Genomic DNA, 12,009 nt, shown 5'->3' with positions numbered 1-12,009 from the left:
CGCACGCTTATAGCAGACCGGCGCGATCCTGCCTAGAGTGTCAAAACGGTTTCACGATCACCAGAATGACGATCGCGATCATCAACACGGTCGGAACTTCATTGATGATCCGCCAGTGCCGGGCCGGTTTGGTATTGCGATCCTCCCGGAAGGCCCGCGTCGCGGCCGACAGATATCCGTGCAGCCCCGAGAGAAGCAGCACGCAGGTCAGTTTGGCGTGAAACCAGGGCGCCGCCCAATATCCGCTGCGCCACGCCAGCCAGGTGCCGAGCACCCAGGCGACGACCATCGCCGGCGACGTGATGACGTTGAGCAGCCGCCCCTCCATCACCTTGAACGTCTCGGACTGCGGCGAGCCAACAGGCGCGTCGGCGTGATAGACAAAAAGTCGCGGTAAGTACAACATGCCCGCCATCCACGCGATCACCGCAATGACATGGAATGCCTTGACCCACAGGTAGAGCCCATCCCCGGCAGCGAAGATCAGCACCGCCGCCGCCAACGCCGTTATGACCAGCGAGAGCACCGCTCGAACCCAGGGTGACGTCATCGCAGACCCTCCGGTCTCAACTGATCGCGCGCAACCGCCCGACCAGGCGCGCAACATTCTCGGGCGGCGTATGCGGAACGATCCCATGCCCAAGATTGAAAATGAACGGCAGACCGTGCATCGCGCTCCGAATGTCATCGACGCGCCGGTCCAGCGCTTCGCCACCGGCCGCCAGCAGCAACGGATCGAGATTGCCCTGCACGACTCGTCCCTTGCGCGCCGTTTCCTGCATCAAACCAAGGGGACACGACGTATCGCAGCTGACCCCGTCGACGCTCGTCCTATCGATATATCCGTCGAGCAAAGCCGCTGACCCGCGTGGAAACCCGATAATCGGCACCCCCGGATGCCGGGTGCGAACTTCGCGAACGATCTTTGCTGTCGGAGCAATCACCCAGCGCTCGAATTGATCATCGGCGAGACTTCCCGCCCAGCTGTCAAAAATCTGCAACGCATCAGCGCCAGCGCGAACCTGCCCTGACAAATACTCGATCGACGCGTCCGTCAGCAGCGTGATCAGCCGCTGAAACCCATCCGGATCGCGATACGCCCATTGCCGCGCCGCGCTCTGATCGGGCGATCCCCTGCCTTCCGCCACATACGTCGCAACTGTCCACGGAGCCCCGCAAAATCCAATCAAAGCCGTTTCACGTGGCAGCTCGCGCCGGAGCCGCTCGACCGTTTCGCAAACGAGCGAAAACTTCGTCGCCGTGTTCGATAGGGCGAGTCGGTCAAGCTCGGCAAGCGTCCGAATGGGATCGAGCCTCGGGCCTTCGCCCTCCTCGAACCGCACCGCTTGCCCAAGCGCATCGGGGACGACCAGAATATCGGAAAACAAAATCGCAGCATCGAAACCGAACCGCCGGATCGGCTGCAGCGTCACCTCCACTGCGAGGCGCGGCGTGTAGCAAAGCTTGAGGAAACTCCCGGCCTCGCTACGCACCTGCCGGTACTCGGGCAGATAGCGCCCAGCCTGACGCATCAGCCAGACGGGAGGTGGCGAAACCGCCTTCCCCGCAAACGGTTCGAGAAAGCGCCGTTCCGGAACGTCGCCATCCAACTCACGCACCACGTCACTTCCCTTCACTTAGAAATTCAGAATCTCTTGAAAGTTATTTTTAAGACTCTTAGGGGCGGGGTATTCGGGGATCAGTCCTTCATCCTCACCCAATCCACAGCCTGCCAACGCGCTAGAGATCCGCCTACGACCGATAGAGTGTTTTAGCTCCGCAAAGCAATAGAGCGATAAGCCCCACGTTAATCAACGGCTTGCCGGCACCCTAAGCATCAGCAACGATGACAGACCTTGTTGACAACCCGCGTATGGGCATTGGACAGATCGCTTGTCCATAAGGATGACGTTTCGTCGAACAATGTCTTCCGTTTTCGTCGAGATGTGGGTATCGCCGTGGATGAAGCGGTGGTTGTTCTCTCAACCTTCCCCGTCTCGCCCCCTGGCGTGCATAACATCCGACTTTTAAACAAGCTCCGGATCAGCAATTTAAGAGACAGGCCTCTCCCATGGCATTGCCGAGCATGTTCCACATGCACCTCGTCTCGGACGCGACCGGAGAGACATTGGTTGCGATCGCGAAGGCCGCGACGGTCCAGTATCAGAACATTCGCGCCATCGACCATGTGCATCCGCTCGTGCGCACACAACGCCAGTTGAAGCGCGTCTTGAGCGACATCGCGCAGGAACCCGGCATCGTTCTCTATACCGTCGTCAACAAGGCGCTGGCCGACGAACTCGAGACGCATTGCCAGCAACTCAAAATTCCGTGCCTCGCGGTGCTGCAACCGATCATGCAGGTGTTCGAGAGCTATCTCGGCGCGCCGCAGACGCCGACCGTTGCCGGCCAGCACGTCCTCGATGCCGACTACTTCCGGCGTATCGATGCGATGAACTTCACGATGGCGCACGACGACGGCCGCTTGCCGGATAATCTGAGCGATGCCGATATCGTGTTGCTTGGCATTTCGCGCACGTCGAAAACGCCGACCAGCCTCTATCTTGCCCAGCGCGGCTACAAGACGACCAACTTGCCGCTGGTACCGCAGGTGCCTTTGCCCGTGGAGCTTCTTGAACCGCACAGTGCCTTTATCGTGTGCCTGATCGCCAACGTCGACCGCATCGCCGACGTGCGCCGCAATCGCGCCGTGCTGATGGCCGACCGCGATCTCGAATCCTATGTCGACCGCGATTTGATCTCCGCCGAAATCGCCTATACGCGCAAGATCGCAGCCCAGCACAGCTGGCCGATCATCGACGTCACGCGCCGTTCGATCGAAGAAGCGGCAACGATGATTCTGAAACTGTTGCAGGATCGCAAGTCCGGCCAGAAATCGGAATCGGAGTCCCACCGTGCCTGACGCGACGCGTTTGATTTTGGCGTCCGGCAGCGCCGCGCGTCGCACGCTTCTCGAAGCCGCGGGACTGATTTTCGACATCATTCCGGCGAACATCGATGAAGCCAAAATCCGCGACGCCATCGTCGGCTCGACCGCGAATGTCGAAGGCAGCGACATCGCCGGCGTGCTCGCGGCGGAAAAAGCCCGTCTCGTTTCAATCGAGCATCCGAATGCTCTTGTCGTCGGCGCCGATCAGGTGCTGACGCTCGGCGGCCGGTTTTTCTCCAAAGCGGAAAATCTCGTTGAAGCTCGCGAGATCCTATCGATGCTACGCGGCCGAACGCATGAGCTGGTTTCCGCCGTTGCGTTGGCGCGCAATGGTGAAGTCCATTGGCAGACAAGTACAACGGCCGAGATGACGATGCGCTCGTTCTCGGACGAATTTCTCGGCTGCTATCTCGAAAAAATGGGTGAGCGGGCGCTTCAGATCGTCGGTTGCTACGAAATCGAAGGGCCGGGCGTGCAGCTGTTCGAGGACATCGACGGCGACCATTTCACGATCCTCGGCATACCGCTGCTGGAGCTTCTGGCGCGGCTCCGTCACGAAGATATGGTCACGGCATGACGCGCGCCTGTGTCATCGGCTGGCCGATCTCGCATTCGCGCTCGCCGCTCATTCACAATCATTGGCTGCGCCAATACGGGATCGAGGGAATCTACACGCGGGAACCCGTGAAGCCAGAAGACCTGCAAGCCTTCTTGCAGTCTTTGAAGGCGCTGGGACTTGCGGGCTGCAATGTCACCGTTCCGCATAAGGAAGCAGCATTCGCGCTTGCCGCCATCCGCGAACCCTCTGCCGTGGCCGTCAATGCCGCCAACACGCTCTGGCTGGACGACGGCCGCCTCGCCTGCGCCAATACCGATACCTACGGATTCATGGCCAATCTCGATGCGTCCGCGCCCGATTGGCGAAAACGATCCGGTCCGGTTCTGATCCTCGGCGCCGGTGGTTCGGCTCGCGCCGTCGTCTACGGATTTCTCGAAGCCGGCATGGGCGATGTCCGGGTGTTCAATCGCACGCTGGATCGCGCGCAAGAGCTTGCACGTCATTTCGGCCCGCGCGTCACAGCCCACGCCTGGGATGCAAGAAACGAGCACGTCGCGGAAGCTGCCGTGATCGTCAACACCACAACGTTGGGCATGAACGGCACTGGCACATTGGACATCGATTTCACGTGTGCGAAGCCGGGAGCTGTCGCCGCCGATCTCGTCTACGTGCCGCTCGAAACGGAATTTCTGAAAGCGGCGCGGGCGAACGGACTGACCGGCGTCGATGGCCTCGGCATGCTGTTGCATCAGGCCGTGCCGGGCTTTGAAAAATGGTTCGGCGTGCGCCCCGTTGTGACGCCTGAGCTCTATCAGATCATCGCGCGCGATATCGGCGGTGCCAAATGCTGATCGTCGGGTTGACCGGCTCGATCGGCATGGGAAAATCGACAGCCGCCGGACGTTTTCTCGAGCGTGGCATCGCAGTTTTCGATGCCGACGCCGAAGTGCATCGGCTCTATTCCGGACCCATTGCCGCCGAGATCGAACGCGCCTTTCCGGGAGCGACGGCCGACGGCAAAGTCGATCGCGGCAAGCTATCGTCGCTCCTGCTTGGCAAGCCCCAAAAATTCGCGGATCTCGAACGCATCGTGCATCCGCGCATTCGCGCAGGCGAACGTCGCTTCATCCAGGCCGAGCACGCCAAAGGCGCGCCGATCGCCGTCCTCGAGGTGCCCCTTCTTTTCGAGGCCGGCGGCTATGGCACGGTCGATGTCATCGTGGTCGTGAGCGCGGATGAAGCCACGCAACGCGCGCGTGTTCTGTCGCGCCCTGGAATGTCGGAATCGAAATTCGCGACCATCCGCGGACGGCAACTCTCCGAAGCGGAAAAACGCGCCCGCGCCGATTTCGTTGTGGAAACAGGTGGAACGGTCGCGAGCTGCCACAGCCAAATCGATGCCATTGTCGATAAGCTGAAGGGCCGCGACGGCGAAGCCTACGATCGCTACTGGCGCGACTGAAATTCGCGCGACCGAAATTTCCGAAGGACCGACATTCTGATGCGCGAAATCGTGCTCGATACCGAAACGACGGGTCTCGATCCGAAAAGCGGTGATCGCCTGATCGAGATCGGCGGCATCGAGATCATCAATCGCATTCCCACGGGCGAAAAGTTTCACCGCTTCATCAATCCCGAACGCAATGTGCCGATGGAGGCTCAGAACGTTCACGGCATCTCGACCGAATTTCTGATCGGCAAGCCGCTGTTCCGCGATGTCTATCGCGAATTTCTGGCCTTCATCGGTGACGACGTGCTCGTCATTCATAATGCGCAGTTCGACGTCAATTTCTTGAATCACGAACTGGGCTTGCTCGGCGAGAAACCACTCAGCTTCGACCGCGTCGTCGATACACTGGCTTTGGCGCGCCGCCGCCATCCAGCTGGGCCGAATTCTCTCGATGCGCTCTGCAAACGCTACGGCATCGACAATTCCCAGCGCACCACGCACGGCGCCATCGTCGACAGTCTGCTCCTCGCGGAAGTGTATGTTGAATTGCTCGGCGAGCGGCAGGCGACGTTCGGGCTTCAGACCGTGGGCAGCAATTCGGCGTCCGCCGAACGCCGCAACGGCAAGCGCGCGACGGCGAAGACGCGGCCCCAGCCGCTGCCGTCAAGATTGACCGAAGCCGACATCGCCGCGCATCGCACCTTCATCGAAAAGATGGGCGCAAAAGCGATTTGGAATCGCTTCTGGGGAGCGGTCTCGTCCTGACGATCGGCGTTAGGCCACCGTTTTACCGGCTGATTGCGCGAGCTGCTGCTGGCGGTGCACATAGAGCCCGCTGAAATCAATGGGATCGAGAAGCAACGGCGGGAAGCCGCCTTCGCGCGTGATGTCGGCAACCAGGCGGCGCAGGAACGGGAAGATCATCGTCGGGCCGGAGATCAGCAGAAACGGCTCGAGAGCCTGTTCCGGAATGCTCTCGATTTTCAGCACGCCCGCATAAACGGTTTCGAGGACATAAATCGTGCCGAGATTGTTCGACGCCGTCGCTTTGAATTCAATCGCCGATTCGAAGAGATCGTTTTCGATGCGCTGGGCGCCGACGTTCACCTCGACCTTGAGGTTCGGTTGATCGCCCGGGCTCGTGATGAGCTTGCGGAAGTTCGGGTTCTCGAAGGACAGATCCTTGATGTACTGGCTGACGATCTTGGCTTGAATCGGCTTCTGGCCTTCGGGCGCAATCGCTTCGTCCGCAGGTTTGGTCGAGCCGTTTCCTGAGCTACCGTTTTCAGCCATGTTATCCTCTTATGCTTCCGGCCCGTCGAAGGCGGCTGGCTAGCACGCTCGCCGGAGGCGCGCAACGCGTGCTTTGCAATCGCGTCAACAAGACGTTGGAACGGATCTCAAGAGCGATAGCGCCGTTGCTGCACGGAGCGCCCCTGCCTGAGCGGCTTCTCGCTGAGGCGTTCGTATTCGCCTTCGATGACAGGACCGTCCGTTTCTTCCCGAGGCTCGGCGGCGGCAGCATGGAACGAGCCGCGATCGACCTCGGCCTGATAGTGAAAAAGCGTGACCAGCTTCAACAGCCCGGTGCGGATCAGCGCCCGGCGCACCTGCGGGATCAGCAGCGTCAATCCGATCGCGTCGGAAATCACGCCGGGAAAGATCAGCAACACACCGGCCAGAACCTGGACGAAACCGTCGAACAGAGGAGAAACGCCCTGGCGCTCCGAACTGAGCCGCGACAGTGCGCGCTCGAAGACGGAAAGGCCGACCCTGCGGATGACGTAGGTCCCGAGAAGCGCCGTCCCGATGATGATGACGGCGAGCCAGCCGAGTCCGATGACGCGGCCAAGCCGGATCAGCAAGCCGATCTCCACAAGGGGAAAGGCCGCAAAAAGTAGGATGATCGCAATTTTAAGGGGTTGAGACATAAGCTCTCGCCAATACGTTGCGGCACCTTAGCGCGGATGCGTCGATCGAGCCACTGTCCGCCCCGGGGACCAGCCGGTCGTTTTCAACGCTATTCACCACATTCGCCATAAGAGGCTGCCAAGCGGTAAAAGATCTGGGCGAAGTCCACCTGCGAGACTTCACGTTCGACAACTGTTATAAAATCAAACCTACAAATGTCGGCCGCGAGGCCTTAGATACGAAGCGATGCTCGGGCAGTTCGACGTGACAATTTAGCCCGCCGCGATACCGGAGGCTCAAGCCTTAAGAATGTCTGGCCAATTTGACCTTATCACGCTGATTGCGCTCATTGTGGCGGTGGCGGCGATCATCAAGCTGAGAAGCGTGCTCGGCCATCGTACGGACGATGACGAGCAACGCGTCGAGCGTCTGCGCGCCCGCGAGCGGGAAGCCAGTCAGCGCGCGGGTGCCGAAGCGCCCTCGGCCGATGTCATCACCATGCCCCGGCGCGATCGCGACACCAGTCCGGCGGCGCCCGCGGCCGAGGCGGCAGGACCGACCGCCGAAACGCGCATCAACGCCTATCCCGTCAGTAATCCGGACATCACGGCCGGGCTTCTCGACGTGGCCAAGCTGGACCCCGAATTCGATCCGGAATCCTTCGTGACCGGTGCCGGCCGCGCCTATGAGATGATCGTTTCCGCATTTGCGGAAGGCAATCGCCGCATGCTCAAGGACTTGCTGAGCAAGGACGTCTTTGACGGATTCAGCGCCGCGATCGCAGACCGTGAATCGCGCGGCGAGGTACTGGATCAGCAGTTCGTCGGCATCAAAAAGGCCGACATCGTCGACGCCGAAGTGAAGAACGGCACGGCTGCATTGACCATACGCTTCGTCAGCGAGCTGATCTCCGCGACGCGCGACAAAGCCGGGGAAGTCATCGCCGGCGACGCGCAGAAGATCAAGGATGTGACCGACATCTGGATTTTCAGCCGCGATGTCTCGTCGGCGAAGGCGCGGGGCAATCCAAACTGGCGATTGGTCGCGACACAGGCTCCGAATTAGGCCAGAATTGAGTTCTGGGCGGCGCCGATGGGTTGCCGCCGCTAAGTGCTGACGAAAGCGGCGCGCGGGCACCTGGGGGCGCCTTATGAGCATCGGAATGCGCCAACCCGTGTGGAAGCGCACCGGCCTCCCGCTCGCGGCTACAATTCTGATAGGCTCAGCCGGATTTCATCTTGTCGCCGAGCCGTCGATAGCCGAAACGCGAACCCCAGCGCCAATCCCGATGCAAACGAACGCGGTGAATTTGGACCCGATAGCGTTCAGCGACATCCCCGGCTGGACCGCCGACGACCATCTGGCGGCCTGGAAAGCCTTTCTCGCCTCCTGCGGCCCTGTCCTGAACACCTCGTCATCCGTGCCGAAAGCCGGTGGGCCGGCTTACAAGCAGAACCTTCTCAACGTCTGCACGCTGGCGCTTGCCCAGGATAAAGCGGGTGGCGTCCGCACGCGCAAAGACGCGCGCGTCTTTTTCGAAACGCACTTCCGTCCCCATCGCGTGGCGGGCGCGAAAGATGTGGGCCTGCTCACTGGATACTACGAACCGCTGCTCAAGGGATCACGCATCCGGACAGCCGAATTCCCGGTGCCGATCTATCGCCGTCCGCCCGATCTCGTAAACATGGTTGCGGAAAGCGAGCGCGGCGCCAAATCGGCGGCGCCGACACACATGCGCAAGACCGAACGCGGGATCGAACCCTTTCCGACACGCGCCGAGATCGACCAGGGCGGGCTCGCGGGCCGGGACCTCGAGCTGATGTACTTCAAGGATCCGGTCGACGTGTTCTTCATGCAGGTCCAGGGGTCCGGGCGCGTCGAGCTGCCGGACGGCGAAAAAGTGCGCGTCGCTTACGACGGCAAGAATGGATACCCCTATACGTCGATCGGCCGTGCGCTGATCGCATCGCGTGAGATCAGCGCCGAAGTCATGTCGCTGCAAGCTCTGAAGCAATGGCTGCGCGCCAATGTCGACCGCGCCCGCGCCGTGATGTGGAAAAATGAATCGTATGTCTTCTTCCGCGAGCTGATGGGCAGCGACACGAAAGGCCCGATCGGCGCCAACAATATCCCGTTGCAGCCCCGCCGCAGTCTCGCGGTCGATACCTCGTATTACGCGCTCGGAACGCCGATTTTTGTCGAGTCCCCGGAGCTGACGCACGCAACAAAGAACGGCGCGTTCCGCCGGTTGATGATCGCGCACGACGTCGGCTCCGCGATCAAGGGGCCGGAGCGCGGCGATATTTATTTCGGCTCGGGCGATGAGGCAGGTCGTCTTGCGGGTGTGACCAAGCAGAAAGGGCATTTCGTCGTTTTGCTGCCGCTCGCGCACCCGGCGAAACACCAAGCCGCGGGCGGCGCGCCGTGAAGAAGCCGCACGCCAAAGGCGGCCGCAAAACCTCCGCATCGGACGACGACGATGACGCCATTTGGAAATATGCCGCCGCGACGATCGAGCCGCTGAAACGCGCCAAAGGCCGCCTGCATGTGAGCGAGCGCGCCACGACCGACGGCCCGAAAGCGAAGACGCCGCCGAAGCAGGACAACGCCGCCAAACCGGTGGCTTTGAAACACGGAGCCGTCAAGCCTGCGCCGGTAAGGCCTGTCGCACCGGCACCCCGCGCCGCGCCGGATCTCTCCGATTTCGACCGCAAACACGCGCGCAAGATTCGCGGCGGCCGCACCGAGATCGAGGCGCGCGTCGACCTTCACGGACTACGCCAAAGCGAGGCCCATGCCGCGCTACGCGCCTTCCTCTTTCGCTGCCAAGTCCGTGGCCTCCGCTTTGTTCTCGTCATCACCGGCAAAGGCAAGCCTGGGTCAGTGTCGGACGAAGGCTATCGCAATCCGGAGAATGAGCGCGGTGTGTTGAAGCGCAACGTTCCGCGCTGGCTGGAAGAGCCGGACGTGCGCAGCATTGTCGTCAGCTATACGACGGCCGCGATCCAGCACGGCGGCGAAGGCGCCATCTACGTGCATCTGCGCGCACGCCACCGGACCTAGAAAACAGCCACTTCAGAAGCACGTTTCCTGCAGCTTCTGCAGCGCAATGCCGACGCCCGAAAGCGAATAGCTATCCGTCACCGCCTCATGATCAGACGCGATCATGACCGTCATCGAGCTGCCCTTGCGCATCGCTTCGATCAGCTTCAGTTCCTGCGTCGAGTCCGAGACGAAAGCCCGGTCGTTCGAACCGAACAACTTGAATCCGCTCGCTCCGACAGACGCCGTCCCCGGTGCGCTTTTCTTGATTTTGAACCCCATGCGAAAGCTGACCTCGCTCCGGATGCCGTCCTTCGGCCATGCGGAGATATAGGCGCGGGGGGCCTCGCGCTGAGTATTGTCCGGTGTGCTCGACTTCGCCTCGCTGGTGATGAAACAGAAGAGATGCGGCGTCTCGGAGTCGGTGAGCAGCTCCCAATCCCCATACGTTTCGACACGTGTCATGGTCTCCGCCCCAAGCGAAGTCGAGGCGATGACAAAAAATAATAAAGCCGCGAGAAAGCGCCGCGGTCCGTGCATCAAGGTCCCCCTTCGCCGATCGGGCGATCGGCGAAACGTGCCAGAGATTTAGTACGGTCATACATCACGATCGCGCCCGCCATCGCAACATTGATGCAAAAGCGCGTTGGGATTTTGATGACATAGTCGCAGCGCTCGATGAGCGGCTCTGATAACGATCCGAGTTCGGGACCAAGCACGTAAGCCGCGCGCAGCGGATGCCGGAAACTCGGAAGATCGATCGCATCGTCCAGAAGCTCGATCCCGACCAGCTTGCAGCCGCCCGGCAGCGCCATGTCGTCGAGCGCCGCCCAGTTGTAGTGCGGCAGATGCAATTGGCTTTTGGAGGTGTCGGCGTGCGCCTCGACGGCCTTGTACGTCGCGCCGACCGTGAAAGTGAAACTCGCCCCGAACGCATGCGCCGATCGCATCAAGTTGCCAAGATTGAGCGACTTTGACATGCGTTCGGCTCCGATGGCGAAATAGCCCTTCGGATGCGGTGGCCAAGTCGTTGCGTTTCTTGACATTGCCTCTCGCTCGTGTGTGTCAGAGATGTGTCTAGCGGCAGGGGACGTCACATATGAAGGCTGCTCTTTGCAAGAGCCTTGATGGGCCACAGAGCCTCGTTATCGAGAGACTGCCGGAGCCCGTGCTCAAACCAGGCCAAGCTCTCGTCAACGTCAAGGCCGTCGGGCTGAACTTCGCCGATACGCTCATTACGCGCGGCAAATACCAATATAAGCCCGAGCTGCCGTTTGCCCCTGGCGCCGAAATCGCGGGCGTCGTCGAGGCCGTCGCTGCCGGGGAGATGGGAATTTCGCCGGGTCAGCGGGTGATGGCCTATGTGAACTGGGGCGGGGCAGCCGAGAAAATCGCAGTCGACGCGCAAGCGCTCATGCCGCTCCCCGACGATGTGCCGATGGCGGTCGCCGCCGGCCTTTCCGTGACCTACGGCACCGCGATGCACGGTCTGCGCGATCGCGGGCGATTGAGCGAAGGCGAAACCGTCGCCGTCACGGGTGCGGCAGGCGGTGCTGGACAAGCCGCCGTCGAAATCGCCAAGCTGATGAATGCCCGCGTCATCGCCGTCGCCTCATCTCCGGAAAAATGCGAAATCGCGATAAGAGCCGGTGCCGATACCGCGATCCTACATCCCGGCGGCGACCTGAAGTCCGAAATCCGTGCGCTGACGGGCGGCGACGGCGCTGATATCATCTACGATTGCATTGGCGGACAAGCGGCCGAACCCATGGTGCGTGCGCTCGCATGGCAGGGCAGATTTCTCGTCGTCGGATTCGCTGCCGGAGAAATTCCGAAAATTCCGCTCAATCTGCTTCTGCTACGCGGCGCGGAAATGGCGGGTGTGTTCTGGGGCGAGTCGGTCCGCCGCGATCCGGCGCGGCATCGCGCCAACATGCTTCAGCTTCTCGACTGGGTCGCGGCAGGACGGCTTTCGCCGCGTATCCACGCGACCTATCCGCTTGAACACATCGTCGCGGCGCTGGGTGTATTAGAGCGGCGCGAAGCGACAGGTAAAGTCGTCGTGACGATCGAATGAACCGGTAATCCGTAAGCGTC

Annotated in this window: 15 protein-coding genes; 9 read left to right on the top strand and 6 right to left on the bottom strand. The window is 61.2% G+C overall.

Annotated features, from left to right (window positions below):
* Positions 1-40 precede the first annotated feature (40 nt).
* Both hemJ and hemE read right to left on the bottom strand, forming a co-directional pair.
* Positions 41-550, bottom strand: a complete 510-nt coding sequence (hemJ, locus tag WC026_RS03590) for a protoporphyrinogen oxidase HemJ (protein ID WP_372709432.1) — start codon at positions 548-550, stop codon at positions 41-43.
* Positions 551-566: 16 nt separating this feature from the next.
* Positions 567-1,610, bottom strand: coding sequence for a uroporphyrinogen decarboxylase (hemE, locus tag WC026_RS03585; protein WP_372709484.1), 1,044 nt, complete (start codon positions 1,608-1,610; stop codon positions 567-569).
* A 461-nt stretch (positions 1,611-2,071) separates the two neighbouring features.
* Between hemE and WC026_RS03580 the strand changes: the two genes are divergently transcribed.
* From WC026_RS03580 to dnaQ, 5 genes are read left to right on the top strand one after another with little or no spacing between them, the layout of a single operon-like run.
* Positions 2,072-2,923, top strand: a complete 852-nt coding sequence (locus WC026_RS03580; RefSeq protein WP_372709431.1) for a pyruvate, water dikinase regulatory protein — start codon at positions 2,072-2,074, stop codon at positions 2,921-2,923.
* Positions 2,916-3,527, top strand: a complete 612-nt coding sequence (locus tag WC026_RS03575) for a Maf family protein (RefSeq protein WP_372709430.1) — start codon at positions 2,916-2,918, stop codon at positions 3,525-3,527. Before WC026_RS03580 ends, WC026_RS03575 begins: the two co-directional genes overlap by 8 nt.
* Positions 3,524-4,360: a shikimate dehydrogenase gene (locus tag WC026_RS03570; RefSeq protein ID WP_372709429.1), complete on the top strand. Its 837-nt coding sequence runs from the start codon at positions 3,524-3,526 to the stop codon at positions 4,358-4,360. The genes WC026_RS03575 and WC026_RS03570 overlap by 4 nt, the downstream gene beginning before the upstream one ends.
* Positions 4,354-4,971, top strand: a complete 618-nt coding sequence (gene coaE, locus WC026_RS03565; RefSeq protein ID WP_372709428.1) for a dephospho-CoA kinase — start codon at positions 4,354-4,356, stop codon at positions 4,969-4,971. The genes WC026_RS03570 and coaE overlap by 7 nt, the downstream gene beginning before the upstream one ends.
* A gap of 39 nt (positions 4,972-5,010) precedes the next feature.
* Positions 5,011-5,724, top strand: a complete 714-nt coding sequence (gene dnaQ / locus WC026_RS03560; RefSeq protein ID WP_372709427.1) for a DNA polymerase III subunit epsilon — start codon at positions 5,011-5,013, stop codon at positions 5,722-5,724.
* A gap of 9 nt (positions 5,725-5,733) precedes the next feature.
* Here dnaQ and secB read toward each other — a convergent pair whose 3' ends face one another.
* The gene (gene secB / locus WC026_RS03555; RefSeq protein ID WP_372709426.1) at positions 5,734-6,252 is read right to left on the bottom strand and encodes a protein-export chaperone SecB; all 519 of its coding nucleotides are present in this window, start codon (positions 6,250-6,252) and stop codon (positions 5,734-5,736) included.
* 107 nt (positions 6,253-6,359) lie between these two features.
* Positions 6,360-6,890, bottom strand: a complete 531-nt coding sequence (locus WC026_RS03550; RefSeq protein WP_372709425.1) for an FxsA family protein — start codon at positions 6,888-6,890, stop codon at positions 6,360-6,362.
* A gap of 289 nt (positions 6,891-7,179) precedes the next feature.
* Between WC026_RS03550 and WC026_RS03545 the strand changes: the two genes are divergently transcribed.
* The 3 genes from WC026_RS03545 (at position 7,180) to WC026_RS03535 (ending at position 9,933) form a co-directional block, all read left to right on the top strand.
* Positions 7,180-7,935 carry a Tim44/TimA family putative adaptor protein gene (locus tag WC026_RS03545; RefSeq protein WP_372709424.1) on the top strand — a complete coding sequence of 252 codons (756 nt, stop codon included), beginning with the start codon at positions 7,180-7,182 and terminating at the stop codon, positions 7,933-7,935.
* An 85-nt stretch (positions 7,936-8,020) separates the two neighbouring features.
* Complete coding sequence (locus WC026_RS03540; protein ID WP_372709423.1) at positions 8,021-9,298, top strand: murein transglycosylase A; 1,278 nt, start codon at positions 8,021-8,023, stop codon at positions 9,296-9,298.
* Positions 9,295-9,933, top strand: a complete 639-nt coding sequence (locus WC026_RS03535; RefSeq protein WP_372709422.1) for a Smr/MutS family protein — start codon at positions 9,295-9,297, stop codon at positions 9,931-9,933. The genes WC026_RS03540 and WC026_RS03535 overlap by 4 nt, the downstream gene beginning before the upstream one ends.
* A 12-nt stretch (positions 9,934-9,945) precedes the next feature.
* Here the strand turns inward: WC026_RS03535 and WC026_RS03530 are convergent, their stop codons facing one another.
* Positions 9,946-10,377, bottom strand: coding sequence for a hypothetical protein (locus WC026_RS03530; protein ID WP_372709421.1), 432 nt, complete (start codon positions 10,375-10,377; stop codon positions 9,946-9,948).
* Positions 10,378-10,451: 74 nt separating this feature from the next.
* Positions 10,452-10,958 carry an RNA methyltransferase gene (locus WC026_RS03525; RefSeq protein ID WP_372709420.1) on the bottom strand — a complete coding sequence of 169 codons (507 nt, stop codon included), beginning with the start codon at positions 10,956-10,958 and terminating at the stop codon, positions 10,452-10,454.
* A gap of 53 nt (positions 10,959-11,011) precedes the next feature.
* On the opposite strand from WC026_RS03525, the gene WC026_RS03520 reads away from it, so the two are divergent.
* Positions 11,012-11,989, top strand: coding sequence for an NADPH:quinone oxidoreductase family protein (locus WC026_RS03520; RefSeq protein ID WP_372709419.1), 978 nt, complete (start codon positions 11,012-11,014; stop codon positions 11,987-11,989).
* Positions 11,990-12,009: the final 20 nt, after the last annotated feature.

The sequence above is a fragment of the Hyphomicrobium sp. genome, from assembly GCF_041674905.1.
GTDB lineage: Bacteria > Pseudomonadota > Alphaproteobacteria > Rhizobiales > Hyphomicrobiaceae > Hyphomicrobium_B.
This window is presented reverse-complemented; position numbering and strand designations above follow the sequence as displayed.